This is a genomic window from Nonomuraea sp. NPDC001684, from assembly GCF_053596515.1.
On sequence record NZ_JBSFGJ010000094.1, the window covers coordinates 1 to 26,336 of the forward strand.

Sequence of the window (26,336 nt, forward strand, 5' to 3'; positions counted from 1 at the left end):
CTCCCGCGCGTTCGCCCGGCCGGCTGCGCGGGTAGGCGTCCCAAACGGCCGGACGATCCGCGCCCATCCTTTCGACTGATCTGCCGTACGGCGGGCATGCCCAGGAGTGTCATCGTGCCCTTCACCGTTGCCGACTACATCCTCAAGCGGCTGAGCCAGCAACAGGTCGACACCCTGTTCGGTGTGCCCGCCGCCTATGGTGCCCCGCTGTTCGACGCGGTGGGCGCGCACCACATCACGCCGGTGGTGACCGCCACCGACCTCGAAGCGGGATACGCGGCCGACGGTTACGCGCGAACTAAGGGCCTGGGCGCCGCCGCGGTGGCCAACGGCGTCGGCATGCTCAGCATGATCAACGCCATCGCCGGCGCGTTCGTCGAGCGCAGCCCGGTCGTCGTCGTGAACGGCGGCCCGAGCGCCGCGAACCTGGCCAACCTGAAGAACCTGGACGTCCTGTTCTCGCACTCGACCGGCCAGCCCGACGGAGACCTCAACGCCTACCGGCTGGTCACCGTGAGCGCAGCCCGCGCCGGGCAGGCCGCCGACGTGCCCGCCCTGGTCGACAGCGCGATCTCGACGGCGATCAGGAAGAAACGGCCGGTCTACATCGAGATCGATCGGACCATCTGGACGGCGGCCTGTACGCCCCCGGCCGGGGCGCTGCCCGTCACCAATCCGGCGGCGGGCACGGAGCAGCAGCTCGCCACCACGATCGTGGGGCTCGTGCGCGCCGCCACGAAGCCCGTGCTCCTGCTGGGCGTCGAGGTCCAGCGTTACGGACTGGCCGACGAGGTCGCCGCCCTGATCGCCAAGCTCGGTGTCCGCTGGTCGACCCAAGTGCTGGCCAAATCGGTGCTGTCCGAACAGGACGACGGCTGGGTCGGGGTCTTCGCCCCGCCGAGCTGCCAGCCCCCCGAGGTCCGGGACGCGGACCTGATCGTGATGCTCGGCTGCGTCTTCCCCGGCAGCTACGCCGCGTTCATCCGGGACAACACCGACCACCTCGTCACCGCCTACGACGGCAAGGTGAAGATCAAGAACGGGAGCAAGCAGAACGCGGACATCACCGCCCTGGTGACCGCACTCGTGGCCGAGGCGGCGAAGGAGGCGCCGGTTCCCATCTCCGCGGCCGTCGACCCGGCCCCGCCCGTCGCCACCGGCCCGCTGACCTACGCCCAGGTGTTCGACCGCGTCGGTGCCGCCCTGGACGCCTCATGGCTGGCGATGCCTGACACCTTCCTCGGCGGCGCCTCGGCGGCGAGCCTGCCGGTCAAAGGCCGCGACGGGTTCCTGAGCAGCGCCGTTTGGGCCTCCATCGGCCATTCCGTGGCCGCTGCCGTCGGTGCGTCCTTCGGGTCGGGCAGGCGTCCTCTGGTCATCTGCGGCGACGGCGGCTTCCACATGACCGCCCAGGCACTGTCCACGTTCGTACGTTATGACCGCGACCCCGTCGTCGTGGTCATCGACAACGGCATCTACGGCCTGGAGCAGTACCTCATCGACTCGGACTACTTCACCAACCCCGGCGTGACGCCGAAGCCCTACGTCCTGCTCAACCAATGGGACTTCGTCAAGTTCGCCAACGCTCTGGGCGTGCGGTCCACGTACTCCGTGGACACCGCGGCAGAGCTCGACCAGGCGCTCGCCACCGTGAAGGCGTCGGCCGGCGCCCCGGTGCTGATCGTCGCGAAGGTCGACTCGCGCGGCCTGCCCGCAGTGCTGCCCTGAACCTCTGGCTCATGAAGCTACAGAAAGGTGCTGACAAGTTCGGCGAACTCCTCCGGCGTCACCATCCGCACGCCCAGGCTCTCGGCCTTGGCCCGCTTGGAACCGGCCTTCTCCCCGGCCACCAGCAGCGACGTCTTGGCCGAGACGCTGGAGGACGCCTTGCCGCCGGCCCGCTCGATCAGCTCGTTCATCTGGTTGCGGCTCAACGCCTCCAGCGTGCCGCTCATGGCGCCGGTCACCACGACCGACATCCCGGCCAGCGGCAGCCCGGCCCCGCCGCCGGTCTCCGGTGCGCCGGGCTCGGCGGGGGGCGTCCAGCCCGGCTCGGCCATGTTCACGCCCGCCTGGACCAGCTTGTCGATCAGCGGCCCGACCTCGATCAGCTCGGCCACCACGACCGGCGCCTTCTCCGGGCCGATGCCCTCGACCGCCTGGATCGCCTCGGCGTCGGCGGCCCGGATGGCCTCCATCGAACCGAAGTGGCGGGCGATCCGGCGGCTCATCGACCGGCCGGTGCCGCGGACGCCGAGCGCCGCGAACACCCGGCTCAGCGGCCGGCCCTTGGCCTGCTCGAAGGCGGCCAGCAGGTTGTCGGTGCTGGTCTCGCCCATGCGCTCCAGACTGAGCAGCTGCTCGCGGCTCAGGAAGAACAGGTCGGCGAAGTCGGCGATCAGACCGGCGTCAAGCAGCTGCTTGATGCGGTTCTCGGCCAGGCCCTCGATGTCGAGCTGGTCGCGTCCGGCAGCGTAGACGATGGAGGCGATCGCCCGGCAGGCCCGCCCGCGTACGCACCGCCACCGTTCCTGCGAGCTGTCGATGGCGTCGCCGCAGGACGGGCAGACCTGCGGGATCGGGATCGGCCGCTCCTCGCCGGTGCGCAGGTGCACCACCGGCGACTCCACGCGCGGGATCACGTCGCCCGCCTTGTAGACCACCACGCTGTCGCCCAGCATCAGGCCGCGCCGGGTGATGTCGGCGACGTTGTGCAGGGTGGCGTAGGTGACGACGCTGCCGTCGAGCTCGACCGGCTCCAGCACGGCGCGCGGGGCGATGATCCCGGTGCGGCCGGTGTTCCACTCCACCCCGACCAGCTTGGTGATCTTCTCGGTGGCGGGCAGCTTGTAGGCGGTCGCCCAGCGCGGCGCGCGCGAGCTGAACCCGGCCTCGGCCTGGTCGGAGGCCAGGTCACACTTGATCACGATGCCGTCGATGCCGAACGGCAGCCCGGCGCGGGCCGCGGCGATCTCGCCGACGCGCTCCTGCACCCGCTCCAGCGTGTCGGTGACGATCCCGGCGACCGCGGTGGCGGCCGTGGTCTGCACGCCCTGACCGGCCACCCACTCCATGACCTGGCTGTGCGGCAGCTCGCGCAGGCGCGTCGCCAGCTCGGAGTCGTCGCCGGGCGCGGGCAGCGCGCCGTAGCCGAAGAACGTCAGCTCGCACACGTACGGCCGGTCCTGGGCGCGCAGTGTGCCGGCGGCGGCGCTGCGCGGGTTGGCGAACGTGGTGCCGTCGTGCGCCGAGCGCTTGGCGCACGCCTCCTCGAACTGCGACGTCGTCATCATGACCTCGCCGCGCAGCTCCACCGTGACCGGCTCGGCCAGCCGCTCGGGCAGGCCGACGATGGTGCCGATGGCGTGCGAGACGTCCTCGCCCGCGGTGCCGTCGCCCCGGGTGACGAGCTGGGCCAGCCGGCCGCCGCGGTAGCGGGCCGAGATGGCCAGGCCGTCGAGCTTGGGCTCGACGCTCCACGCGGTGACCGGACGGCCGAGCCTGCGCTCGACCGAGGCGGCCCAGTCGGCGAGCTGCTCGGCGCCGAACACGTTGTCCAGGCTGAGCATCGGCACGGTGTGCGGCACGTCCCCCACGACCGCGCCGCCCGCGACCTTGCCCGTCGGCGAGGTCGGCAGCACCTGCTCGGGATGGGCCTCCTCGTACGCCTGGATGCCGCGCACCAGCCGGTCGTAGGCGTCGTCGTCGAGGGTGGAGGTGCCGTCGGCGTAGTAGGCGGCGGCGGAGTCCACGGCGAGCTGCACGGCCTCGGCGTAGGCCGTGTCATCAGCGAGGACGGTGAAAGGGGGCGTCTCGGTCATGCCATAACAATGCCGTCCGCAACCGACAATTCCGAACCAAGGGCCCCGGCCGGGACCGGGTGACCGCGCCCGGTGTTCAGCGGGCGAGGGTGATCTCGGCCAGTTCGCGGAAGTCGCGGCGGCGGCCGTCGAGGTCCGCCGCGGCGAACGCGGTCTCGCCGAGGCGCTCGCGCGCCTGTCCGGCGATGCGGGCGGCGTCCGGCAGCGAGCGGTCCGGCGTGCCGCGCACCGCCTCGCTGGCCGCGATCAGCCGGACGGCCTGCTCGTCCTGGCCCTCGCGCAGCGCGACGTCGGCGATCCCGACCAGCGCCTCGGCGATGGTCGGCGGGAACATGTTCTCCACGGCCGCGTCGAACGCCCTGCGCCGGTAGGCGCGCGCCTGCTCGACGTCGTCGGCGAGGTAGCCGTACAGGTCCATGATCGTGGAACGGACCGAGCCGACCATCTCATCGGTGGACAGCACCGCCTGGACGGTGGCCAGGTGCTCGCGCACCCGGTCCGCCTCGCCGCGCCAGCGCGCCAGCTTCGCCTGACCGAGCGCCAGTTCGGCGAGGGAGTCCGGCCAGACGATCCCGTCGGCGTGCCGCTGGGCCTCGGCCATGGCGGCGGCGCTGGCCCGCTCGTCGCCGAGCAGCCAGTGCAGCTGGGCCAGCCGGGCCCACACGCCCACGACGTCCTCGGTCGCGCCCACCTCGGTCTGCGCCACGGCGCCCTCTTCGTAGTACTCGCAGGCACGGGCGAACTCGCCGCGCATGGCGAGCCGATCGGCCAGGAAGGTCAGCGCCAGGGAGGTGCCCATGCGGTCGCCCAGCGCGCGGAACTCGGCGAGCGCGGTCTCGGCGTCGAGATCGACGTCGGTCTCGTCGCCGCCGAGCGTGAGCCGGAACCGGCCGCCGGCCAGCCTGCCCTGCGCCCGCACCCAGGGGTCGGCGTCGGCGATCAGCGGCTCGAACGCGGGCAGGAACGCCGCCGGGCCCTGCAGCGTGCGCTCCAGCAGCGCGGCGAACCCGAGCAGCGGCTTGCGGGACCCGCTGCGCACGGCCAGCCGGTGGGCCTCCTGGATCCACTCCCGCGCCTGGAACTGGTCGCCGCCCACGCCGGACGTCACGAACATGGTCACCATGAGGTAGGCCATCGCCCGCACCTCGTCGGGCACCTCGCCCTCCAGCCCGGACGCGGCGATGCTCAGCTCGGCGCCCTCGGCCCGGTGGCCGCTGAGGAACCAGTAGTAGCCGGCCGCCCCGACCAGCCGCATCGCCTCGTACGCCCACCCCTCGGCGATCGCCCCGCGCAGGGCCGTGATGATGTTGTCGTGCTCGGCGTCGAGCACGGCCAGCCACTCCAGCTGCTCGGCCCGGCGCAGGTGCGGGTCGGCGGTCTCGGCCAGCTCGGTGAAGTGGGCCAGGTGCGCCCGCCGCGCCGCCTCGGACTCCCCGGCCTCGGCCAGCCGCTGGGCCGCGTACTCCCTGATGGTGTTGAGCATCCGGTAGCGGGGGGCGCCGTCGTCGTCGGCCAGCAGCAGCGACTTCTCGGTCAGCGCGGTCAGCACGTCGAAGACCAGCTCACCGGCGGACGTCTCGTCGCCGCACACGCGTTCGGCCGCCTCCAGGCTCGCCCCGCCGGAGAACACCGACAACCGGCGCAGCACGCCGCGCTCGGCCTCGCTCAGCAGGTCCCAGCTCCAGTCGACGACCGCGCGCAGCGTCCGGTGCCGGGCGAGCGCCGTACGGCTGCCGCTGGTCAGCAGGCGGAACCGGTCGTCGAGACGGCGGGCGAGCTGGTCGACCGACATCGTGCGCAGCCGAGCCGCGGCCAGCTCGATCGCCAGCGGGTTGCCGTCGAGCGCCCGGCAGATCCGCGCCATGGCCGCGAGGGTGGGGGCGTCGGAGCCGATGTCCTTGCGCACCAGGTCCGCGCGGTCGCGCAGCAGCCGCACCGCGGGCGAGGAGCCGCTCTCGGCCGGCGAGGCGCCCTCGGCGGGCAGCGTGAGCGGCTCGACCTGCCACAACACCTCGCCGGTGATGCCGAGCGGCTCGCGGCTCGTCGCCAGGACGCGCAGGCCGCGGCACTCGCCCAGCAGCCGGTCCGCGAACGACGCGGCGGCCTCGATGACGTGCTCGCAGTTGTCCAGGATGAGCAGGATCGAGCGGTCGCGGATGGCGGTGATGAGCCGGTCCATCGGGTCGCCGCCGCGCCCGCCGCCGAGCATGCCCTGGTCGCGCAGGCCGATCGTGGTCAGGGCGGCCTGCGCGAGCTCGCCGCCGGCCCGGACCGGGGCCAGCTCGACGAGCCAGGCGCCGTCGGGCAGCTCGGGGAGCATCGTACGGGCGGTCTCGGTGGCCAGCCGCGTCTTGCCGGAGCCGCCCGCCCCCGTCAGGGTGACCAGGCGGTACCTGGTGGCCAGGTCGGCGACCGCGGAGACGTCGTCGTGCCGGCCGACGAAGCTCGTCAGCTCGGCGCGCAGGTTCGTCCTGCGGTTGTCCGTCCGCTCCCCCACCTCGCCGCGCAGCAGCGCGGTGTGCAGCTCCGACAGCTCGGCCGACGGGTCGGCGCCCAGCTCGTCGGCCAGCCGCTCGCGGGTGCGCTGGTAGAGGGTCAGCGCCTCGTTCCCGCGGCCCGCCTCGGCCAGCGCCCGCATCAGCGCCGCCACGAACCCCTCGCGCAGCGGGTACGCGGCCACCAGCCCGGTCAGCTCGGTGACCAGCTCCGCGCCCCGGCCGAGCCGCAGGTCGGCGTCGATGCGGTCGCCGAGCGCGGCGACGTGGAGGTCGTCGAGCCGGGTGACCACGGCGTCGAAGGCGTCGCTGTCCTGCATCGCGATGTCGGCCATGGGGGCGCCGCGCCACAGCTCCAGGGCACTGCGCAGCAGGTCGGCGCGGGCGGCGGGCGCGGCGGCGCGAGCCTGGACGATCAGCTGCTCGAAGCGGCACACGTCCACCGCCTCGCGCGGCACGGCCAGCCGGTAGCCGCCGGAATCGGCCTCGATCACGCCGTCGGGCAGCACCCTGCGCAGCCTGGACACCAGCGCCTGCAGGGCGTTGACCTCGTCGGCGGGCGGTCGCTCCCCCCAGATCCAGTCGATCAGCCGCGCGCGCGTGACGATCCGGCCGGGCTCCAGGGCGAGGGCGGCGAGCAGCGCGCGCAGCCGGACACCAGGGACCTCGACCACGGCCCCTTGGGCGTTCCGGACCTCGAAGGGCCCCAGCAATCCGACTCGCACACCGCAATTGTGCCGGAACCCGGACAACGCCCGGCCCATCCCCGCCCGTCCGCCCCCTGGAACCGGTCCCCCGGGGTCAGCCGTCGGCCTTGCGGCTGAGGTGTTCCCAGGCGCGGTACTCCGCGGTGCGGGCCTCGTCCATCTGCTGGACGAGGTCGTACGAGCGGCTGCCGACGATCAGCCGGCGCGGCGGCTCGGGCAGGTCCACGAGCTCCATGACGACGGGCGCGGCGTTGCTCGGCGGCGGGCCGGCGTCCTCGCCCCACATGGCGGCCAGCTCGGCCCGCAGCCCGTCGTAGACCGGGTCGGGCTCGGTGGCCGTGGTGCCCAGCGTGAACAGGCCGGTGTCGTAGCCGCCCATCTGCAGGTTGGTGACCTTGACGCCGAACGGCGCGAGCTCCATGGCCAGCGCCTGTGTGACCGAGTCGAGGGCCGACTTGCCCGCCGCGTACAGGCCGACCGAGGCCATGCCGCCGCCCGCGCCCATCGAGGTGACCTGGAGGATGTGCCCCGATCCCTGGGCCCGCAGGTACGGCGTCACCGCCTGGGTGACCCAGATCGCGCCGAACAGGTTCACGTCGAAGTGCGCCCTGATCTGCTCCTCCGTGGCCTCCTCCAGCATGCCGAAGAGCATGCCGCCGGCGTTGTTGACCACGACGTCGAGCCTGCCGAACGCGGCCGCAGCCCGGTCCACGCCCTCCCGCACCGCGGCGCGGTCGGAGACGTCGAGCGGCAGCCGGACGAGCGCGCCCGGATGCCGGGCCTCCAGCTCGGCCAGCGGGCCGACGTCGCGGGCGGCGGCCACGACGCGGTCGCCCCGGTCCAGGGCCGCTTCGGTGAACGCCCGGCCCAGCCCTCGGGACGCACCCGTGACGAACCATACGCGCATGCGCTCTCGCCTCCTTCTCCGTTCAAGACGAGACGGTCCGTCTCGCCGCATGTCCATCAGTGTGCCAGCAAGGACCGGTGACTTGTCAAGACGGACCGTCTCGTCTCGTTGATGGGCTATGATGGGCGGCGTGAAGCAGCCCGATCCCGCGCGCCGCAGCGAGCGCTCCCGGCAGGCGATCCTCCAGGCCGCCAGGGAACTGGTGTCCGAGGTGGGTTACGCCAAGGTCTCCGTCGAAGCGATCGCCGCGCGGGCCGGCGTCGGCAAGCAGACGATCTACCGGTGGTGGCGGTCCAAGGGCGCCGTGGTCTTCGACTCCTTCCTCGCGCTGAGCGAGGGCGGCCCCGGCGACCAGGCCGTGACGCTGCCCGACACGGGCGACATCGAGGCCGACCTGAAGACCGTCATGCGGGCGACCGTGGCGGAGTTCGCCGACCCCGGCTTCGAGGCGCCGATCCGGGCGCTCAACCTGGAGATCGTCGCCGACCCCGAACTGGCCGCCCAGTACCGCGAGAAGCTGGCCGGCCCGGTCGACGAGGCCAAGAAGGCCCGCCTGCGCAGCGCCCAGCAGGCCGGCCAGCTCGCCCCCGACGCCGACCTCGACCTCGCGCTCGAACTGCTCTACGCCCCCCTCTACCAGCGCTGGCTCCTGCGCTCCGGCCCGCTCACCCCGCAGTACGCCGACGCGCTGGTCGACCTGGCGCTCAAGGCCCTGCGCCCCTGAGCCGCGGCCGATTCCCGAGTCTCACAGGACCCGCAGCAGGTCGGCCAGCGCCTGGAGCACGGCGTCGGGCCGTTCCTCGTGCAGCCAGCCGTGCCCGGCGTCGTCCAGCACCCGGTGCTCGCCGCGCGGGAAGGAGGCGGCCAGCTCGGCGTGCAGGGCGAGCTTGCCGGCGTTGATCTCCCGCAGCACGTCCTCCGGCCAGAGCTGGGACTGGGTGGCGTCCGCCCCCATGGCCGACAGCACGATCACCGGCACGTCGGGCGCCGGCGGCGCGGCCCTGAACTCCGCCGAGACCTCGTCGTAGAGGTTGCGGCCCTCCAGCCAGCCGGTGCGCCAGGCGGTCAGGTGGTGGTCGACCAGGGCCTCGCGCACGCCGTCCGGCCAGGCGGCCAGCAGCCGCTCGACGGCCGGGCGGGCGGCGTCGAGCTGCTCCGGCGTCGGCTCCGGGAGCGCCTGCTCGCGCATCTGGTCGAGCATCTCGCGCGCCTGCCGGGGCGCGCGGGCGGCCATGTCCTCGTGGAAGGGGTCGAGCAGCAGCAGCGCCGCGACGTCGCCGGGGAAGCGGCGGGCGTAGTGGCGCGCGTACGCGCCGCCCAGGGAGTGACCGGCCAGCACGTACGGGCCGCGCACCCCCGCCGCCGCCAGCGCCGCGCGCAGCTCGTCGGTCACCTCGGCCGCGGTGCGGGGCAGCTCGACCGGCTCGCTCCAGCCGGTGCCCGCACGGTCGTAGAGCACGCTGGTCGTCACCTCGGCGGCGCGGTCGTGCACGTTGAGGTAGTCCAGGCCGACGGCTCCGGCGCCGGGCAGGAACACCACGGGCGGGCCGCCGGCGCCCGAGCGGTGCAGCATGATCCGGCGGCCGCCGACGTCGTGCAGGCGGCCCAGCGGAGGGGCGTCCAGGGCGTGGTGGGTCATGATCCGTCCTTTCTCAGATTTGAGAAAGGTAGCAGGTGTGAGATCGTACGTCCATGGACACGGTGGACCTGCTTCTGCACCCCGTACGGCTGCGCATCGTGCACGCCATGGCGGGCGGCCGCACGCTCACCACCTCCGACCTGTGCGACCTGCTGCCCGACGTCTCCAAGGCCACCGTCTACCGGCACGTCGGCCTGCTGGCCGAGGGCGGCCTGCTCGACGTGGAGGGCGAGCAGCGCGTGCGCGGGGCCGTCGAGCGCCGCTACCGGCTACGCCCGGCGCGGGCGGCCATCGACGCCGACACCGCCGCCGCGGCCTCGCGGGACGACCACCGCCGCGCGTTCGCCGTGGCCATGGCGGCCCTGCTGGCCGAGTTCGGCGCCTACCTCGACCGCGACCAGGCCGATCCGGCCGCCGACCTGGTCGGCTACCGGCAGCACGCCATCTGGCTCACCCCGGACGAACGCGCCGCGCTGATCGCCGACCTGCGCGCCGCGCTGCTGCCCAGGATCGCCAACCCGCCCACGCCCGAGCGCACCCGCCACCTGATCAGCCCGATCCTGTTCCCGGCCGAGGAGCCGTCCGCCTGAGCCCCGCTCTCCCGGACGAGTTCAGCGGTAGCCGGTCAGGCCGTCCGCCAGTTCTTCCTCGTCACCGTCTCTGTGCGCGGACAGGGCCTGCTGCAGGGCGAAGGACGCGCGGATGACGGCGATGCGGGCGGCCGTCGCGCCGTCCGACCAGCCTCCCAGCCTCAGCACCCGATCCAGGAAAGGCGTGCCGTAACCGGCCCCGACGGCCGCCAGGTCCTCGGCGGGATCGCCGATCGTCACCTCGTCCCAGTCGATCACCCCGCTGAGCACCGGCAGCCCGTCGTCGTGCTCCCACAGGACGTTCTCCGCGCCGAGGTCACCGTGCACCACGGCCTCGGTGAGGTCGGGAAGGCCGTCGAGCGCCGCGAGCTCCCGCTCGGCCCGCTGACGCCCGCGCCCGGACATGAGCCCGAACAGCTCGGCGCGGACGCCCGCCGTGAACTCCCGCCATCGATCCCGCGGCGCTGGCAGCGCCGCCCGCACGTCGTCCTCCGCGCCGATCCTGGCCAGTTCGCGCAGCAGCGTGACGTACTGCGCCGCCGCGGCCTCGGCCACCCGGGGATCTTCGAGTTCTCCGGCCTCCAGCGGGGCTCCGGGAACGCGGCTGAGGACCAGGAACGGCGGCTCGTCCGGGCCGGGAGCGCCGGCCTCCGGCAACGGCCGGGGCGTGCGGAAGCCGAGATCGAACCCGGCGAGCAGGCGCAGGACGGCGGCCCGCTGCGGCAGCCGGGCGGCCGCGGCCCCGGTGCGCGGCAGGCACACGACCCGATCCGCGCCGATCACCACCTGGTGGAACTGCCCTTGGCGAACGGTGAGCCGCTCCGGTTCGACGCCCGGCAGCAGCCGGCTCAGCAGGGCACGATTCATCTGCGGGACCTGCATGTGGTGCGAACCGTCCTTTCCGCGGCACGGGCGCGATACCCGCCGACCCGGTCACAGTACTAGCGGGGCGGCGGAAGGGCCGTGAAGCGTTCGTGGGCGGCCTGGTCGCCCAGCCGGTCGAGGGCGGCCAGCCAGCACGCCCCGGCCGTGGCGTCGCGGGCGGTCGTCACCCGCCGCCCGGCCAGCCGGGCCAGGACGGCGGCGCGCACCGGGCCGTCCGCGGTCAGCACCCCGCCCGCCAGCACCAGCGGTCCGTCGCCGGACAGCCGGTCCGCCGTCGCGGTCAGCCGCCGGGCGGCCTCGGCGACGATGCCGGCCGCGCACTCGTCCCCCTCGGCGGCCGCCCGCGACACCAGCGGCGCGGCGGCGGCCACGAGCATCCGGTCGGCCTGGGCCAGCCGGACGATCCGGTCCGCCCGCCGCCGCGGCTCGCCCGTCGCCCCGAAGTGCGCGCCCACCAGATCCACCAGCGGCCCGTACGGCAGCCCAGGGCCCATGCGGCCCTGGTGGCGGCCCCCGTGATCCAAGGAATCGCCGGGGCGGTCCAGGGCGCGGACGGTCGCGCGCACCCCCGCCCGGCCGATCCAGAACCCGCCGCCCTCGTCGCCCAGCAGCCAGCCGAGCCCGTCGGCCACCGCGGTCACCGTCCGGCCGGAGAAGCGAGCCGCCGCGGCGCCCGTCCCGGCCAGCAGCAGCGTGCCGGACGGCGCGGCGGTCCCGGCCGCGTAGGCGATCTCCACGTCGCCGACCATGCGCGGCGGCGCGGCGATGCCGCACTCGGCCCAGGTCCGGGCCAGCGTCGCGGCGAAGGCGTCGTCGCCGCCCGCGACGCCGGCCACCGAGGCGGCCACCAGCGAGGGGTCCAGGCCGTCGAGCGCGCGGCGCAGGGCCTGCCCGATCGCCAGGCGGGCCGCCGCCGGCCCGTGCGCGGCCGGGTTGCCGGGACCGGCGGTGCCGTGCCCGAGCCTGGTGCCGTCCGCCGCGTGCACGGCGGCGCGGGTGGTGGTGCCGCCGGCGTCCACCCCGGCGAAGAGCGTCACCGGACCAGCCGCGCCGCGCCGGGCGCCAGCGTGAGGGTGGCGCCGCACTCCTGGTAGGAGCCGGTCGCCGGGTCGAACGCCTGGGTGATCCCGTCGAGCGTGACCTCCGCCGGCCGGTCGAAGCGGGCGTTGCAGACCAGCCGCCGCTCGCCGTAGTGGCCGACCAGGACGTCGCCGGCGTGCTCGGCCGACGTCCACCCGGTCAGCTCGGCCGCCACCGGGCGCAGCCAGCGGGTGTTGAGGTCCCGCACGACGCCGTAGCGCTCGGTCGGCACGCCGTCACCGCCGATGAGCGCCGGCTGGAAGCCCTCGCCGCGCGCCGGGTCGGGCGTCCAGTAGGTGAAGTACTGGATGCCGGTGTACCCGTAGGCCAGGGCGGTGTTGACCTGCCAGGCCAGCTCGGCGGCCGACGGCTCGCGGTGGCCGTCGTAGGCCAGCGTCTGGACGTACATCCAGGCCGGCAGCCCGGCCCTGCGGGCGTGCTCGCGCACGGTGGCCAGGTCGGCGAGGTAGCCCTCGTCGAACCCGCCGGTCAGGAACGGGTACCGGTCGAACGACAGCACGTCCGGCCGGACGACCCGGGCGAACTCCCCCACGTACGCGTCGTAGGGGCCGGTGGCGTGGCTCGGCAGCAGGTTGGCGTAGGCGAACGCGCCGGCCGCCCGCGCGGCGGCGACCCCGGCCGCCAGCCGCGGGAACTGCCCGGCCACCGGCTCGTCCATGAGGCTGAGGCCGCGGAAGGAGCGGAACGGGCGGTAGTCCTCGACGACCTGGGCGATCAGCGACGCCGGGTCCACGTCCAGGTCGCGCATGAGCACGTCCACCCGCGGGTCGGAGGCGACCAGCATGCCGAGCCCGGCCTCCTCGGCGCGGGCCAGGGCGTGCCGCAGGATGACCCGGTCGTTCAGGTAGTTGCCGGTGATGACCAGGTCGATCCCGGCCTCGGCGATCTCGCGGTAGCGGGCGGCCGTCGTCTCGTGGGGCGGGGGCGGCCAGAAGGCGGCGATCGTCAGGGTCACAGCGCGCCCGTCCTGATGCGGCCGGCGTAGCGGGCCACCAAGGCGTCGTTGTGCGCGTCGGAGCCGGGGATGTTGGCCGACAGGTAGACCGGCGGGACCGTGCCGTCCGCCTGGAGCTCGCCGATCGCCTCGGCCACCATGAGCTGCACGATCAGCGCCGAGGTGATCGAGGAGATGCCGCAGACCGGGCCGTGCTCGGTCGGCAGGACGGCGTCGCCGTACGGGGCCAGGTTGTCGATCACGATGTCGGCCAGCTCGAACAGCCGCTCCCCCGACGGATGCCGCGAGGTGATGGCGGTCGAGTGGGCCAGCGAGGTGATCGCGACGAGCGGCAGGCCGCGCTCCTTGACCAGCCGGGCCATCTCCACGGTCGAGCCGTTGCCGCCGGAGTTGGAGGCGATCACGAACGCGTCGGAGTCCTCCACCGTGTGCAGGGCCAGCACCTGGTGGGCGGTGCGCGGGTCGCGCTCGGCCAGCGGGTCGAACGCGCCGGGATCGGCCGAGCCCAGCACCACCGGGTCGCGCAGGGTGAGCCGGTTGGTCGGGATGAGCCCGCCCGCGCGCCCCGCGACCTCCAGCGCCACCGCCTCCGAGTGTCCCGTGCCGTAGGCGTGCAGGACGCCTCCGGCGCGCACGGTCGCCGCGACCAGCGCGCCCGCGCGCCTGATGGCGGGCAGCTGCTCGGCCATCAGCCGGTCCAGCCGCGAGCGCGTCTCGTCGGCGAAGGCCATCACAAGATCCATCAAACTGTCCTCAACGGTTCATGCCGGCGGTGAGCCCGGCGACGATCTGGCGGGTGGCCAGGATGAAGAGCACGACCAGGGGGATCGTCGTCATCACCAGGCCGGCGAAGAGCGTGCCCCAGTCGTTCTGGAACTGGCCGAAGAAGTGGGTGAGACCGACCGGCAGGGTCAGCTTGCTCTCGTCCCGCATCAGGACCAGGGGGTAGAAGAAGTCATTCCAGATCGGCACGAACTGGAAGACCACCACGGTCGCCAGCGCGGGCCGTACCAGCGGCAGCATCACGTGCCAGAAGGTGGCGAACGGGCCCGCGCCGTCGAGGGCGGCGGCCTCGTCGAGCTCGTGCGGGAGCTGGCGGAAGAACGCGGTCAGCACGAACACGTTGAACGGCACCGACCCGGCCGCGTAGACCAGCACCAGCCCGGCCAGCGAGTCCACCAGGCCCATGCTCTCCAGCAGGTAGAACAGCGGCAGCACGCCGAGGTGGGCGGGCAGCGTCATGCCGGAGACGAAGTAGGCGGCGAACAGCCCGCGCCCCCGGAACTCCCGGCGCCCCAGCGGGTACGCCGCCAGCAACGACACCACCGCGCCCAGCAGCACCGAGCAGACCACGACGATCGCCGAGTTCACCACGTACGTGGAGAAGGAGGCGTCGGTCCAGGCTTTGGCGTAGTTGCCGAGCCCGCTGGGCCAGCCGAGCGGCTGGTCGAAGATCTCGCTGGTCGGCCGGAGCGAGCTGAGCAGCATGACCAGCAGCGGCGACATGGACAGGACGGCGTAGCCCCACAGCAGGACCCGGATCGCCACGGCCTTCACGACTTCCTCCTCAGGACCCGTTCCAGCAGCAGCGTCGAGCCGAAGATGAAGGTGAACATGAAGACCGCCAGCGCCGAGGACGTGCCCAGCGCGTTGACGTCGCCCGAGGCGAAGGCGGTCCGGTAGAACAGCAGGCCGAGCACGTCCGTCGCGCCCGCGGGGGCGCCGTTGGAGCCGCCCAGGGCGTAGACCAGGGCGAAGGTGCCCATGCTGCCGATGAAGCTGAGGATGGTGACGGTGGCCATGGCCGGCTTGAGCAGCGGCAGCGTGACGTGCCAGAACACCTGCCAGGAGCCGGCGCCGTCGGTCCTGGCGGCCTCGGCGTACTCCTGCGGGATGCCGCCGAGCGCGGCGCTGAACAGCAGCATCGGGAAGCCCACCCACTGCCAGCTGGTGATCAGGATGACGGTCGGCAGCGCGGTGGCCGGGTCGCCCAGCCACGGCATCGCCAGGCCCATCGGCTTGAGCAGCGCGTTGACCGGGCCGAAGGCCGGGCTGAGCAGCAGGGTCCACAGGTAGCCGATGACCAGCGGGTTGACCAGGTACGGCAGCGCGAACATGGTCTGCAGGGCCCGCTTGCCGCGCCGTACGCGGAACAGCGCCAGCGCGAAGGCCAGGCCCAGCGTGTTCTGCACCAGCATGGTGCCGGCGAAGAGCAGGAAGTTGTGCCCGAGCGCCGGCAGCAGCTGGTCCAGGAAGGCGCCCGACAGCAGGTTCGCGTAGTTGTCCAGCCCGGCCGGCTGGTCGCGCAGGGTGCCCTTCCAGGAGAAGAAGCTGTAGGTCAGCCCGGTGAACAGCGGATAGACCACGAACGCCGAGTACAGGAGGAAGGCGGGGATCAGGAACAGGTACGACGATCCCCGCCGTGCGGCTAGAGCCATGTGGCCACGCTCTTGTCGAGCTGCTCGGCGGCCTCCTCGGCGCTGATGCGGCCCAGCAGCATCTCCTGCAACGCCTTGGAGAACACGGTGGCCGAGGTCGGGTTGCCGTAGGCGAACTCGTTCATGAAGTAGGTGCCGCCGCGCCGGGCGAAGGTGGCGGAGACCTCGTTGAGCAGCGGATCCTTGGGGGTGACGCCGGGCACGGCGGAGAAGATGCGCAAGGTGTCGGTGTAGAGCTGGCCGTAGTCCTTGGAGGCCAGCCACGCGGCGAACTTCAGCGCCTCGGCCTTGTGCCTGGTCTTGACGTTGACGCCGTACGAGCCGTCGGTGAAGCCGGGCATGACGCCCTCCCCCTCGGGCGTGGGCGGGGTGAAGACGCCCAGGTCGACGCCCTTGGCGTGCTCGCCGAAGAAGTTCAGCTCCCACAGGCCGCCGGGGAACATGGCCGCCTTGCCGGAGGAGAACAGGATCTGCGCATCGGTGTAGGAGACACCGGCCACGTCGTCGGGGAAGTACGGCTTGAGCTTGTTGAGCTGGTCGATGCCCTCGACGAAGCGCGGGTCGGCGAACTTCTTGCGCTTGGCCTTGACGTCGGCGATGAACGCGTCGCCGCCCCAGTGGGCGGTGCCGAAGATGCCGGCCACGATCGGCAACATCCAGTCGTCCTTGCCGCCGAAGGCGAACGGCACGATGCCCTTGGCCTTGAGCTTGTCGGCCGCGGAGATCATGTCGGCGTACGTCTTCGGCGGGGTGAGGCCGTTGTCGGCGAAGATCTTCTTGTTGTAGATCACCTGGAGGGTCTGGACGGCGAACGGCACGCCGTAGACCTTGCCGTCCCTGTCGCCCTTGGCGTAGCGCAGCACCTTCTCGTCGTAGGCGGCCAGGCCGGGCACGTCCTTGGTGTCGAGCGGGAGCAGCCGTCCGGCCTCGACCAGCGGCTGGAGGTTGGCGCCGGCGCGCAGCCAGGCCAGGTCGGGTCCGCTGTCGCCGGCCAGGCCGGTGGACAGGATGGTGTCGTACTCGGTGGCCGTGGTGAACGAGCGGGCGTCGACGTCGATGCCGGGGTGGAGCTTCTCGTACTCGGCGAACATCTTGTCGTAGTTCGCCTCGGGGCCCCAGCCCCAGACCGAGAGGGTGATCTTGCCGGAATCGGCACTCGTCGTGGCGGAAGGGGCACAGGCGGTGACCGCCATCGCCAAGGCGACAGCGGCGGCGGCGAGACGCATGGGGACTCCTAGCGTGGGGGCAGGCGGTGCTTGCTGACCGCGTCGGTGGCCGCGGTGAGCAACTGGTTGCTGGTCTCGTGGGTGCGCTGGACGACGCCGATGTAGAGGCAGTCCAGGACGAGCATCTGGGTGTGGCGGGCGGCCACGCCGCCGGCGCGGAAGGGGGTGTCCTGCGCGGCGGTGGTCAGCACGATGTCGGCCACCTCGGCCAGCGGGCTGCGCGGGAAGTTGGTGACCGCGACGGTGGTGGCGCCGCGTCGCTTGGCGATGGCCAGCGGCTCGACCACTTCGGCCGTGGTGCCCGAGTGGGAGATCCCGAGCGCCACGTCGTCGCGGTCGCGGGCGTTGGCGCTGCAGACGGCACTGTGCACGTCGGTCCACAACGCTCCGGGGCGGCCGATGGCGTGCAGGCGCAGGTGCAGGTCCATGGCCACGCCCGCGCTGCCGGCGACCGCGAAGAAGTCGATGAATCGGGCCCGCACGAGGGCCTCGACCGCCCGGTCCACGGCCTGAAGGTCGAGCTGGGCCGCCGTCTCCTCCATGGCGCGCATGTCGCTGGCCAGCAGGCTGCGCAGCACCAGGCTCGCGGGGTCGTCCGGGGAGAAGGCGATCAGGCCCTGCTCGCGCGGGGCGACGTCGTTGCGGCCCAGTTCGGCGGCGAGCGCCAGCCTGAGCTCGGGGTAGCCGGCCAGGCCGAGCTGCCGGCAGAAGCGGGTGACGGTGGTGAGCGAGGTGCCGCACCGCTCCGCCAGCTCGCCGATGGTCGAGGCGGCCACGGTGGCGGGCTCGGCGAGGATCGTCTCGGCGATGCGCCGGTGGGTGGCCGTGAGGGTGGGCTCGATCCCTCGGATTCTGGCCAGGATCGGTGACATGGGAGGAACCCTCCCGCTTCCCGCAAGGTATGTCAATAGTTCACATTCGACGTTCAATGTTAGAAAATTTCCCTCTTGTGTGACTCGATGGGACTATGTCACTTTCGTGGCCATGCGCAACCTCCTCATGGCGCTGGTGCTCGGCAGCACCAGCCTGCTGCCCGCCCGCGCCGACGCCGTGGACATCCAGTTACTGGCCTTCAACGACTTCCACTCCGGCTTCCCGACCAGTTTCGCCATGACGCCGTCCGGGCCGGTCGAGGCGGGCGGGGCCGAGTACCTGGCCGCCCACATGGACCGGCTCCAGCGCGACAACCCCGACGGCACGCTGCGGCTCTCGGCCGGCGACAACTACTCCTCCAGCACCATGAACGCCACCGCCCTGCACGACGAGCCGGGCATCCAGGCGCTCAACCTGATGCGCCTGGACGCCTCCAGCGTCGGCAACCACGAGTTCGACGAGGGCATCGCCGAGTTCCGCCGGATGGAGAACGGCGGCTGCCACCCGATCGACGGCTGCGCGCTGCCCGGCTTCAAGGGCGCCGCGTTCCCCTACCTGGGCGCCAACATCGTCGACACCACCACCGGCAAGCCCGCGCTGACGCCCTACATCGTCAAGGAGGTCAAGGGCGTCAAGGTCGGCATCATCGGCGTCGACTACAAGAACGCGCTCAACGAGGCCCCCGGCCCCACCAAGCCGCTGGAGGGCCGCGACGAGGCCGAGGCGGTCAACGCCTACACGGCCGAGCTCAAGGCCAAGGGCGTGCGCACGATCGTCGTCCTGATCCACCAGGGCGGCGGGCAGACCGGCGGCGGCCTGCCCAACGAGTGCAACAACCTGGCCGGGCCGATCAAGGACATCGTGCAGCGGTTCGACCCCGAGGTCGACGCCGTGATCTCCGGGCACACGCACAACCCGTACAACTGCGTGGTCAACGGCATCCCCGTCACGCAGACCTCCGCCCACACGCGCGAGCTCACCAAGGTCGTCCTGACCGTCGACCGGGCGACCGGCAACCCGACCTCCGCCAAGGCAGAGAACATCACCGTCACCCACGACATCAAGCCCGACGCCCGGATCGCCGCTCTGCGCCGCCGCACCGACGAGCAGGCGCAGAAGCTGCTCGACCGGCCGGTCGGCCTGCTCGCCCGCGACCTGACCGCCCAGCGCAACGCCGCCGGCGAGTCCACCGTCGGCCACGCCCTGGCCGACGCGCGCCTGTTCGCCACCTCCGCCGCCGAGAACGGCGGCGCCCAGATCGCCGTCCAGCCGCCCTACGGCGGCGGCATCGGCGGCGACCTGATCGTCAACCCCACCGGCAACGAGATGTCGAACCTGGTGACGCACGGCAAGGCGCTGCGCGTGCAGCCGTTCGGCAACATGCTCGTCACCATGACGCTCACCGGCGCCCAGCTCGAACGGCTGCTGGAGCAGCAGTGGTGCGGCCAGAGCACCGCGCGCGTGCTCGGCGTCTCGCAGGGACTCACCTACACCTACGACAACGCCAAGCCCGCCTGCGACCGCGTCGACCCGGCGAGCATCAAGCTCAACGGCGCCGTCGTCGACCCCGCCGCGAAGTACCGCCTGACCGCCAACTCCTTCGTCGCGACCGGCGGCGACGGCTTCTCGGTGCTGACCGAGGGCACCGAGCGGGTGGAGAAGGTCCGCGACATCGAGGCGTTCGAGTCCTACATCCGGGCCAGGAGCCCGCTGCCCGCCCCGGCCCTGAACCGGGTCACCCGGGTGAACTAGCCGCCTCCGTCCCGCCGGCTCGCTGCCGATCTCGGCGAACAGCAGCACGACCTCGGTCAAGTGGAACGGGATGGAACGCCGCGGAACGCCCATGGTCTGAGGCGCCGTCGTCCGACGGCGCCCGGACCATGAGGAGGTCAGATGCAGCTCTCCATCCCGAGGAGGCTCGGCAGACGATCGCGGGCCGTCCTGATGGCGGCCGTGGCGGCCGCCGCGCTCGCGACCGCCGTCCCGGCCCAGGCGACGGCGCAGGCGGCGCCGCCCGCCACGCACGCCATCGCCTGGGGCAAGGGCGGTTTCGGGCAGCTCGGCGACGGCGGCTACGCCGACCAGCAGCTCCCCGTCAAGGTACGCGCCGAGGAGCAGGGCTTCACCGAGGTCGCCGGCAGCCTCACCCACTCCCTGGCCATCGCGGCCGACGGCTCGGTCTGGGCCTGGGGGCAGAACAACAACGGCCAGCTCGGTGACGGCGGTCACACAGACAGCAACGTCCCGGTCAAGGTCCAGGGCCTGACCGGGGTCGCGGAGGTCGCGGCGGGCTGGGGGTTCAGCCTGGCGCGCACCGGCGACGGCCACGTCTGGGCGTGGGGCGTCAACAACTCCGGGCAGCTCGGCCTGGGCTCGTTCGGCGGCTCGTACGCCACCCCGCAGCCGCTCGGCGAGCTGCGCGGCATCACCCACATCGAGGCCGGCTGGTTCCACAGCATGGCGCTGCGGAACGACTTCAACGTGCTGGTCTGGGGGGACAACTCGCGCGGCCAGCTCGGCGACGGCACGAACGCGGCGAAGGCGAGCCCCACCGTGCTGCCCGGCCTGGGCGGCGAGAGCGGGCCGGTCTACGACATCGCCGCCGGGTTCTCCCACTCGCTGGCCGTCCGCTCCGACGGCACGCTGCTGGCCTGGGGCGCCAACAACTCCGGCCAGCTCGGCAACGGCACCACCTCGGTCACCGCGTCCTACAGCCCGGTGCACGTCGTCGGCAGGTACGGCCAGGTGCGCGCGGTGGCCGCCGGCTGCCGGCACAGCTACCTGGTGGACGGCTCGGGCAACGTGTGGGGCTGGGGCGACAACACCGAGGCCCAGGTGGCCTTCACCGGCGCGCTCGTCAAGCAGCCGCAGCTCGTCCCGGGCCTGTCGGACGTCAAGGACGTCGCCGCCGGCTGCGCGTTCGGCCTGGCCCTGACCGGCGGCGGCGAGGCGTACGGCTGGGGGCAGTACAACTCGGGCCAGACGGGCACCGGCGTCCCGGTGCCGATGCCGCCCAGGCCGAACGCGTGGGGGCCGGGGCTCACGTTCATCGCCGCCGGCGGCGACCACGGCCTGGCCATCCGCAAGACCGGCTGAACCCATCCGCAACCCGGACGAACCCGCCGCGAATCTCACGGGCCGACCGATGACATCTGCATCTGTTCGCCGCCGTCCTCCGGGGGCAGGCTGAGTCCCTCGACATCCCCCGAGGAAGGCGGCGACGAACCCCTCATGACCCTGCCGCTCACCCTGGTCCGGCCCCGGCGGCCGGGCCGCGCCGCCGTCCGGCCGGGCGGCCTACCCTGGTCAGCCGGGGAACGTCGACGGGTGGTGGGCAGGGTGGCGGACAGGGCGGAGTTCTGGCGGTCCGGCCGCGTCGTCCGGCTGGCACCGGTCGTCGCCGTCGTGTGCAGCGCCCTGCTGCCGCTGCTGCAGGTGACGCTGTCGTTCGGCTACGAGGGCAACGACAGCCGCACCGGGCTGTGGAGCCTGGCCGCGACCGCGGCCTACCTCCCCCTGCATCTGCGCCACGTCTGGTACGCCGCCCACGCCCGCCGTCCGCCGGCCGGTCGCTGGACGTTCGCGGTCATGGCCGTCGTCGTGCTCGGCGTGACGCCCCTGGCCGGGAACATGTGGCCGCGGGCGTACGCGGGGCTCGTGGTGTCGGCCGTGCTGGTGCTGCCGGCGCCGTGGTCGTACCTGGCCTGCGTCGTTCTGGTGGCGGCGGCCGCGCCGGTGGCGCTGCTGCTGGGCCTGCCGTGGCAGGTGGCGTCGTGGCCGGCGTTCTCGGTGTTGTGCGGCGGCGGGGCGTTGCTGCTGCTCGTCTGGCTCGCCGCGGCGCTGACCCGGCTGCAGGCGGCCAGGGAGGCGCTGGCGCAGCAGGCGGTCGCGCAGGAGCGGCGGCGCATCGACGACGACCTGCGCCGCACGCTCGGCGGCGCGCTGGAGTCGATCGCCGCCCGCGGCGAACGCGCGGCGGCGGCCCTGACCACTGGAAACACCCCTGGCTCCGCCCCCGGGCTGGCGGCGGAGCTCGCCCAGCTCGCCGACGACTCGCGCCGCACGCTGGCCGAGGCCAGACGGCGGGTGCGCGGCTACCGGCAGCCGTCGCTGCGGGCCGAGCTGGAGACGGCCGCCACGCTGCTGTCGGCGGCGGGCGTGCCGACCCGCCTGGAACTGCCCAGGCAGGGCGTCCCCGAGACGATCCCGCCCGGCCCGCGGGCGGCCCTGCGCGCCACCGTCACCCGCCTGCTGCGCGCCGACGGCGTGCGCGCCTGCACGATCGCCGCCACCCTCGCGGGCGGCCGGGTGCTGCTGGAGGTCCGCGCCGACGACGTGACCGAGACGATCGAGGTGGCGGCATGACCGCGCAGATCCCGCCGGCCTGGGTGCTGCGGCATCCGCGCCGGCCGTTCGTCGCGCTGCACGTCCCGCTGGCCGCGCAGGTGCCGGTCTACATCGGCATGGGCATGGAAGGGCCGCCCGGGGACCCCGTCCTGGCGGGACTGGGCGTCCTGGCGGCCCTCGCGCTCCAGCTCCGCCACAGCCTGGCCGCCTCCCGCGGCGCGCGTCCGGCGGGCTGGCCCTGGACCCTGGCGGCGCTCCTGCTGCTGGCGAACCTGCCCCTGTGGTGGCTCGCCACGCAGTGGGAGGGCATGACCATCTTCGCCCTGGCCTCGATCGTCATGCTGCTGCGCGGCCCGGCGCGGGCGGTGGCCGCCGTCGCGCAGGTGCTGCACCCCGCCGCGCTGGAGGTGGCGCAGATGTTGCACGACGGCGACACGGTCCCGCACGCCCTCCTGCTGGCCGTCTACCCCCTGCTCGGCCTGATCGTGTTCGGCGGGGCGCTGGTCGCCGGGGCCCGCCTGGTGCTGCTGCTGGAGGAGCTGGAGGCCACCCGGGCCGAGCTGGCCGCGGCCGCGGTCGGCGAGGAACGCGTCCGGGTCTCGCGCGACCTGCACGACCTGCTCGGCCAGAGCCTGTCGGCCATCTCCCTCAAGGGCGACCTGGCCCTGCGGCTGCTCGTCAAGGACGCCGGCGCGGCCCGTGCCGAGATCGAGAGCCTGACGGGAGTCGCCCGCGACGCCCTCAGGGACGTACGCGCGATCACCCGCGACGAGCTGGCCGTGTCGCTGCGCACCGAGATCGACGGCGCGGCTGCCCTGCTCGGCGCGGCCGGGGTCGGCACCCGGCTCGACGTGGCCGCGCTGCCGCCGCTGTCCGGCCCGGCCCACGACGCGCTGGCGTGGGCCATCCGCGAGGGCACCACCAACCTGCTGCGGCACAGCGAGGCCACGACCTGCGCGATCACCGTGGCCCGCGGCGGCGGCAGGGTACGGTTGGAGATCGTCAACGACGGCGTGCGCGGCGTCGGGCGGCCGGGATCGGGGCTCGCCGGGGTGACCGAACGCGCCCGCGCGGCGTCCGGCTCGTCGTCCACCGCCGTCCACGACGGCCGTTTCCGGTTGTCGGTCGAGGTTCCCGAGGAAGGCCCGTGATCCGCGTACTGATCGCCGAGGACATGCACATGATCCGCTCGGCCCTGGTCGCCCTGCTCTCGCTGGAGGACGACATGGAGGTCGTGGCCGAGATCGAGCGTGGCGACGAGGTGCTGGCCGCCGCCCTCCGGGTGCGCCCGGACGTCGCGGTGCTCGACATCGACATGCCCGGCCTGGACGGTCTGTCGGCCGCCGAGCAGCTGTCGCAGCGGCTGCCGGACTGCCGCACGCTCGTGCTCACCGGGCTCAGCCAGCCGGGGAACCTGCTGCGCGCGCTGAAGGTGCACGCGCGGGGGTTCATCGTCAAGGACGCCCCCGCCCAGACCCTGACCGACGGCATCCGGCGCATCGCCCGCGGCGAACGGGTGATCGACCCCGAGCTGGTCGCCGCCGCCCTGGAGACCGGCAGCAGCCCGCTCACCGCCCGGGAGACCGAGGTGCTGCGCGCCGCCGCGTCCGGCATCCGCACCGCGCAGATCGCCACCCAGCTCTCGTTGTCGCAGGCCACCGTGCGCAACTACCTGTCGAACGCGATCAGCAAGGTCGGCGGGCGCAACCGCATCGACGCCATCCGCATCTCCCGCGACGCGGGCTGGCTCTGAGCCGCCGGGGTCTTCGGCCACGGCCTCAGAGCGCGTACTCCTTGAGCGGGACCGTGTCGTCGACGTCGTCCGGCATGGGCTCGTCCGGCGCGCCGAAGAACCAGCGGGCCGCGGCCCGGCCGTGCCGCTGGTTGCGCTCGACGTAGTCGCGCATCCGGTGCTCGTAGGCGGCCAGGCCCGCGGCGTGGTCGGGCGCCTCGGCCAGCTCCCCGGCCAGCACGTACGCGCCGATCAGGGCCTGTGAGGTGCCGCGGCCGGAGGTCGGCGCCGCGCAGTAGGCCGCGTCGCCCAGCAGCGTGACCCGGCCGTTCGTCCAGGTGTCCATCACGACCTGGCCGGAGGAGTCGAAGAAGAACTCCTCGGCCTCCCGCATGGCCGCCAGCAGCCTGGGCACCTGCCAGCCCGCCCCCGCGTAGTGCTCGGCCACCAGGCGTTCCTGCTGGGCGCGGTCGCGCCGGTCGTAGACCAGGTCGTCGGCGGCGAACGACAGGCCGACCCGCAGCTCGGTGTTGCCGTGGGCGGTGAAGGCCAGGGCGCTGCGGCCGGGGGTGTTGTGCATCAGGCCCGCGTCCCGCAGGTCCAGGATGTTGCCGGTGGTGAACAGCGCGCCGTAGATGCCGAGGTCGCGCACGTAGCGCGACTCGGGGCCGAAGGCGAGCGCGCGCACCTTGGAGTGCATCCCGTCGGCGCCGACCACCAGGTCGAACGTGCGCGGCGCGGACTTTTCGAACCGCACCCGCACCTCCGCCGCGTCCTGGTCGAGCGCGGTGACGGTGTCGTCGAACAGGTACTCGACGGTGTCGCGGGTGGCCTCGTACAGGACCTTCGTGACGTCGGACTTGAGCACCTCCAGCTCGCCGGAGATCGCCTCGGCGGGCAGCACCGCCAGCGCGTCGCCGGCCTCGTCGACCAGCGTCATGGAGGTCATCGTGGTCGCGTGCCGGCGCATCTCGGCCAGCAGGCCCATGCGGTCCAGCACGTCCAGGGCCGAGCCGCGGAAGTCGATGGCCGCGCCGCCGCCGCGCGGGGCCGGGGCGCGCTCGACGACGGTGACCTGGTGGCCGTGACGGTACAGCCAGTAGGCGAGGGCGGGGCCGGCGACGCTGCCGCCGGAGATCAGGATGCGCATTGCATGTCCTCTTTCGTCGGTGAACGCTCCACACCGTACGCAGATTTGGGCAAATGCGCAAGACGTCCGTCTGAGGCGTGCGTGCTAGGCTTCCGGCCATGGGAAATCGCGAAGACCTGCTGGCCGGGGCGCGGCGCTGCCTGGAGGAGAAGGGCTGGGGGCGCACCACCGTCCGCGACATCGCCACGGCCTCGGGCGTGAGCATGGCCGCCATCGGCTACCACTTCGGCTCGCGGGAGGCGCTGCTCAACGCGGCCCTGGTCGAGGCCATGGGCGAATGGGGAGAGAAGGTCGGCGCGGCCCTGGCCGCCCTCGACGACCCCGGCAGGTCACCCGCCGAGAGCTTCGAGGCGCTGTGGGAGCAGCTGATCGGCTCGATCAACGAGCACCGCACGTTGTGGCTGGCCAACCTGGAGGCGCTGGTCCAGGCGGAGCACTCGCCGGAGCTGCGCGAGCAGCTCGTGGCCGGTCAGCGCGAGGGGCGGCGGGGCATGGCCGCGCAGCTCACCGGGGTGCCGGAGGAGGCGATCGGCGACGGCGAGGTGCGCGCCGTCGGCTCGGTGCAGCTCGCGCTGCTGCTCGGGGTGATGGCCCAGTGGCTCAACGACCCGCAGGCCGCGCCCTCGGCCACCGACGTGATCGAGGGGCTGCGGGCCGTTACCGCCCGGTTCGGGCTGGTCAGGTGAGCGAGGCGACGATCACCCGGGTGGCCTCGGCGATCAGCGCCTCCCTGGGCGGCGTGCCGTAACCGGGGCGGTCGGTCATGACGGCCACCACCAGCGGCGCCCCGCCCGGCGGCCACACCACGGCGATGTCGTTGGCCCTGCCGTAGTTGCCGGTCCCGGTCTTGTGCGCCAGCTTCCACCCCTTGGGCAGACCGGCCCTGACGCGCGCCGCGCCGGTGGTCGTGCGCAGCAGCCAGCCTTCGAGCAGCGCGCGCTTGGCCGGGGGCAGCACGTCGCCGAGCAGGATCTCCCGGTAGTCGGCGGAGATCGCGCGCGGGGTGGTGGTGTCGCGCGGGTTCTTCGGGCCCATCCTGTTGAGCTCCGGCTCGTAGTGGTCGATGCGGCTGACCCGGTCGCCCAGCCCGCGCAGGAAGGCGGTGAGCCGGGCCGGGCCGCCGGCGTCACGCATCAGCAGGTTGCCCGCGGTGCCGTCGCTGTACCGGATGGCGGCGTCGCAGAGCTGCCGGACGGTCATGCCGGTGGCGACGTGCCGCCGGGTGATCGGTGAGATGGAGTCGATGTCGGCCCAGGTGTAGGTGACGCGGTCGTCCAGGTGGCCGAGCGGGTTGCGGTGCAGGACCGCCGCCGCGGCCAGGGCCTTGAAGGTGGAGCAGAACGCGAAGGGCTCGTCGGCGCGGTGGGCCGGCGTGGGCCCGATCACCGCCGAGGACGTCTGGGCCAACCTCCTAGACCTCGGCCGCATGTCGGGCAGCTCGGCGCTCAAGGAGGCCATCGTCGGCGGCGA

General features: G+C 73.3%; 23 protein-coding genes. 9 read left to right on the top strand and 14 right to left on the bottom strand.

Features of this window, described 5'->3' with window-relative positions:
- Positions 1-114: 114 nt before the first annotated feature.
- Positions 115-1,728 (top strand): thiamine pyrophosphate-dependent enzyme, encoded by a 1,614-nt coding sequence (locus ACWCSD_RS19190; RefSeq protein WP_449916490.1) that lies wholly within the window; start codon positions 115-117, stop codon positions 1,726-1,728.
- 17 nt (positions 1,729-1,745) lie between these two features.
- On the opposite strand, the gene ligA is transcribed toward ACWCSD_RS19190, so the two are convergent.
- The 3 genes from ligA to ACWCSD_RS19205 form a co-directional block, all read right to left on the bottom strand.
- Complete coding sequence (gene ligA / locus ACWCSD_RS19195) at positions 1,746-3,821, bottom strand: NAD-dependent DNA ligase LigA (protein ID WP_449916493.1); 2,076 nt, start codon at positions 3,819-3,821, stop codon at positions 1,746-1,748.
- Between the two features lie 76 nt (positions 3,822-3,897).
- Positions 3,898-7,041 carry a BTAD domain-containing putative transcriptional regulator gene (locus ACWCSD_RS19200; RefSeq protein WP_449916495.1) on the bottom strand — a complete coding sequence of 1,048 codons (3,144 nt, stop codon included), beginning with the start codon at positions 7,039-7,041 and terminating at the stop codon, positions 3,898-3,900.
- 76 nt (positions 7,042-7,117) lie between these two features.
- Positions 7,118-7,930, bottom strand: a complete 813-nt coding sequence (locus tag ACWCSD_RS19205; RefSeq protein WP_449916497.1) for an SDR family NAD(P)-dependent oxidoreductase — start codon at positions 7,928-7,930, stop codon at positions 7,118-7,120.
- 121 nt (positions 7,931-8,051) lie between these two features.
- On the opposite strand from ACWCSD_RS19205, the gene ACWCSD_RS19210 reads away from it, so the two are divergent.
- Complete coding sequence (locus ACWCSD_RS19210; protein WP_397157570.1) at positions 8,052-8,654, top strand: TetR/AcrR family transcriptional regulator; 603 nt, start codon at positions 8,052-8,054, stop codon at positions 8,652-8,654.
- Positions 8,655-8,675: 21 nt separating this feature from the next.
- On the opposite strand, the gene ACWCSD_RS19215 is transcribed toward ACWCSD_RS19210, so the two are convergent.
- Positions 8,676-9,569 (bottom strand): alpha/beta fold hydrolase, encoded by an 894-nt coding sequence (locus tag ACWCSD_RS19215; RefSeq protein ID WP_449916500.1) that lies wholly within the window; start codon positions 9,567-9,569, stop codon positions 8,676-8,678.
- A gap of 53 nt (positions 9,570-9,622) precedes the next feature.
- Here ACWCSD_RS19215 and ACWCSD_RS19220 point away from each other — a divergent pair, with 53 nt between their 5' ends.
- Entirely contained in the window at positions 9,623-10,159 is a 537-nt protein-coding gene (locus tag ACWCSD_RS19220) for a helix-turn-helix domain-containing protein (protein ID WP_449916502.1), read from the top strand.
- 21 nt (positions 10,160-10,180) lie between these two features.
- Here ACWCSD_RS19220 and vph read toward each other — a convergent pair whose 3' ends face one another.
- The 8 genes from vph to ACWCSD_RS19260 are packed head-to-tail and all read right to left on the bottom strand — an operon-like array spanning position 10,181 to position 17,636.
- Positions 10,181-11,041 (bottom strand): viomycin phosphotransferase, encoded by an 861-nt coding sequence (vph, locus tag ACWCSD_RS19225; protein WP_449916504.1) that lies wholly within the window; start codon positions 11,039-11,041, stop codon positions 10,181-10,183.
- A gap of 59 nt (positions 11,042-11,100) precedes the next feature.
- Positions 11,101-12,081, bottom strand: coding sequence for an N-acetylglucosamine kinase (locus tag ACWCSD_RS19230; RefSeq protein ID WP_449916507.1), 981 nt, complete (start codon positions 12,079-12,081; stop codon positions 11,101-11,103).
- Positions 12,078-13,100, bottom strand: a complete 1,023-nt coding sequence (locus ACWCSD_RS19235) for a hypothetical protein (RefSeq protein WP_449916510.1) — start codon at positions 13,098-13,100, stop codon at positions 12,078-12,080. The genes ACWCSD_RS19230 and ACWCSD_RS19235 overlap by 4 nt, the downstream gene beginning before the upstream one ends.
- Complete coding sequence (locus ACWCSD_RS19240) at positions 13,097-13,843, bottom strand: sugar isomerase domain-containing protein (RefSeq protein WP_387674965.1); 747 nt, start codon at positions 13,841-13,843, stop codon at positions 13,097-13,099. Before ACWCSD_RS19240 ends, ACWCSD_RS19235 begins: the two co-directional genes overlap by 4 nt.
- Before the next feature lie 10 nt (positions 13,844-13,853).
- Positions 13,854-14,657, bottom strand: coding sequence for a carbohydrate ABC transporter permease (locus ACWCSD_RS19245; RefSeq protein WP_358286873.1), 804 nt, complete (start codon positions 14,655-14,657; stop codon positions 13,854-13,856).
- Positions 14,654-15,538, bottom strand: coding sequence for a carbohydrate ABC transporter permease (locus ACWCSD_RS19250; protein ID WP_449916515.1), 885 nt, complete (start codon positions 15,536-15,538; stop codon positions 14,654-14,656). Before ACWCSD_RS19250 ends, ACWCSD_RS19245 begins: the two co-directional genes overlap by 4 nt.
- Positions 15,529-16,764, bottom strand: coding sequence for an extracellular solute-binding protein (locus ACWCSD_RS19255; RefSeq protein ID WP_449916518.1), 1,236 nt, complete (start codon positions 16,762-16,764; stop codon positions 15,529-15,531). Before ACWCSD_RS19255 ends, ACWCSD_RS19250 begins: the two co-directional genes overlap by 10 nt.
- A gap of 8 nt (positions 16,765-16,772) precedes the next feature.
- Positions 16,773-17,636, bottom strand: coding sequence for a MurR/RpiR family transcriptional regulator (locus ACWCSD_RS19260; RefSeq protein WP_449916520.1), 864 nt, complete (start codon positions 17,634-17,636; stop codon positions 16,773-16,775).
- Positions 17,637-17,748: 112 nt separating this feature from the next.
- Between ACWCSD_RS19260 and ACWCSD_RS19265 the strand changes: the two genes are divergently transcribed.
- The 5 genes from ACWCSD_RS19265 to ACWCSD_RS19285 all read left to right on the top strand — a co-directional run bounded on the left by ACWCSD_RS19265 (position 17,749) and on the right by ACWCSD_RS19285 (position 23,737).
- Positions 17,749-19,389 (top strand): bifunctional metallophosphatase/5'-nucleotidase, encoded by a 1,641-nt coding sequence (locus ACWCSD_RS19265; protein ID WP_449916522.1) that lies wholly within the window; start codon positions 17,749-17,751, stop codon positions 19,387-19,389.
- A gap of 141 nt (positions 19,390-19,530) precedes the next feature.
- Positions 19,531-20,733, top strand: a complete 1,203-nt coding sequence (locus tag ACWCSD_RS19270; RefSeq protein ID WP_449916524.1) for an RCC1 domain-containing protein — start codon at positions 19,531-19,533, stop codon at positions 20,731-20,733.
- A gap of 135 nt (positions 20,734-20,868) precedes the next feature.
- Positions 20,869-22,002 carry a hypothetical protein gene (locus ACWCSD_RS19275; protein ID WP_449916527.1) on the top strand — a complete coding sequence of 378 codons (1,134 nt, stop codon included), beginning with the start codon at positions 20,869-20,871 and terminating at the stop codon, positions 22,000-22,002.
- Positions 21,999-23,135, top strand: a complete 1,137-nt coding sequence (locus tag ACWCSD_RS19280) for a sensor histidine kinase (RefSeq protein ID WP_397156913.1) — start codon at positions 21,999-22,001, stop codon at positions 23,133-23,135. Before ACWCSD_RS19275 ends, ACWCSD_RS19280 begins: the two co-directional genes overlap by 4 nt.
- Positions 23,132-23,737, top strand: coding sequence for a response regulator transcription factor (locus ACWCSD_RS19285; protein WP_358286887.1), 606 nt, complete (start codon positions 23,132-23,134; stop codon positions 23,735-23,737). Before ACWCSD_RS19280 ends, ACWCSD_RS19285 begins: the two co-directional genes overlap by 4 nt.
- Positions 23,738-23,762: 25 nt before the next feature.
- Here ACWCSD_RS19285 and ACWCSD_RS19290 read toward each other — a convergent pair whose 3' ends face one another.
- Positions 23,763-24,866: an FAD-dependent monooxygenase gene (locus ACWCSD_RS19290; RefSeq protein WP_449916531.1), complete on the bottom strand. Its 1,104-nt coding sequence runs from the start codon at positions 24,864-24,866 to the stop codon at positions 23,763-23,765.
- A 98-nt stretch (positions 24,867-24,964) separates the two neighbouring features.
- On the opposite strand from ACWCSD_RS19290, the gene ACWCSD_RS19295 reads away from it, so the two are divergent.
- Entirely contained in the window at positions 24,965-25,552 is a 588-nt protein-coding gene (locus tag ACWCSD_RS19295) for a TetR/AcrR family transcriptional regulator (RefSeq protein WP_449916534.1), read from the top strand.
- Here the strand turns inward: ACWCSD_RS19295 and bla are convergent.
- Positions 25,545-26,252, bottom strand: a complete 708-nt coding sequence (gene bla / locus ACWCSD_RS19300) for a class A beta-lactamase (protein WP_449916536.1) — start codon at positions 26,250-26,252, stop codon at positions 25,545-25,547. The two genes, ACWCSD_RS19295 and bla, sit on opposite strands and share 8 nt — an antisense overlap.
- Positions 26,253-26,336 lie beyond the last annotated feature (84 nt).

Bases quoted from the DNA above. Each gene is read 5' to 3' on its own strand.
- ligA (WP_449916493.1), bottom strand. From the start codon at position 3,821: ATGACCGAGACGCCCCCTTTCACCGTCCTCGCTGATGACACGGCCTAC.
- ACWCSD_RS19205 (WP_449916497.1), bottom strand. From the start codon at position 7,930: ATGCGCGTATGGTTCGTCACGGGTGCGTCCCGAGGGCTGGGCCGGGCG.
- ACWCSD_RS19210 (WP_397157570.1), top strand. From the start codon at position 8,052: ATGGGCGGCGTGAAGCAGCCCGATCCCGCGCGCCGCAGCGAGCGCTCC.
- ACWCSD_RS19215 (WP_449916500.1), bottom strand. From the start codon at position 9,569: ATGACCCACCACGCCCTGGACGCCCCTCCGCTGGGCCGCCTGCACGAC.
- ACWCSD_RS19220 (WP_449916502.1), top strand. From the start codon at position 9,623: ATGGACACGGTGGACCTGCTTCTGCACCCCGTACGGCTGCGCATCGTG.
- vph (WP_449916504.1), bottom strand. From the start codon at position 11,041: ATGCAGGTCCCGCAGATGAATCGTGCCCTGCTGAGCCGGCTGCTGCCG.
- ACWCSD_RS19240 (WP_387674965.1), bottom strand. From the start codon at position 13,843: ATGGATCTTGTGATGGCCTTCGCCGACGAGACGCGCTCGCGGCTGGAC.
- ACWCSD_RS19250 (WP_449916515.1), bottom strand. From the start codon at position 15,538: ATGGCTCTAGCCGCACGGCGGGGATCGTCGTACCTGTTCCTGATCCCC.
- ACWCSD_RS19255 (WP_449916518.1), bottom strand. From the start codon at position 16,764: ATGCGTCTCGCCGCCGCCGCTGTCGCCTTGGCGATGGCGGTCACCGCC.
- ACWCSD_RS19260 (WP_449916520.1), bottom strand. From the start codon at position 17,636: ATGTCACCGATCCTGGCCAGAATCCGAGGGATCGAGCCCACCCTCACG.
- ACWCSD_RS19265 (WP_449916522.1), top strand. From the start codon at position 17,749: ATGCGCAACCTCCTCATGGCGCTGGTGCTCGGCAGCACCAGCCTGCTG.
- ACWCSD_RS19270 (WP_449916524.1), top strand. From the start codon at position 19,531: ATGCAGCTCTCCATCCCGAGGAGGCTCGGCAGACGATCGCGGGCCGTC.
- ACWCSD_RS19275 (WP_449916527.1), top strand. From the start codon at position 20,869: ATGACCCTGCCGCTCACCCTGGTCCGGCCCCGGCGGCCGGGCCGCGCC.
- ACWCSD_RS19280 (WP_397156913.1), top strand. From the start codon at position 21,999: ATGACCGCGCAGATCCCGCCGGCCTGGGTGCTGCGGCATCCGCGCCGG.
- ACWCSD_RS19290 (WP_449916531.1), bottom strand. From the start codon at position 24,866: ATGCGCATCCTGATCTCCGGCGGCAGCGTCGCCGGCCCCGCCCTCGCC.
- ACWCSD_RS19295 (WP_449916534.1), top strand. From the start codon at position 24,965: ATGGGAAATCGCGAAGACCTGCTGGCCGGGGCGCGGCGCTGCCTGGAG.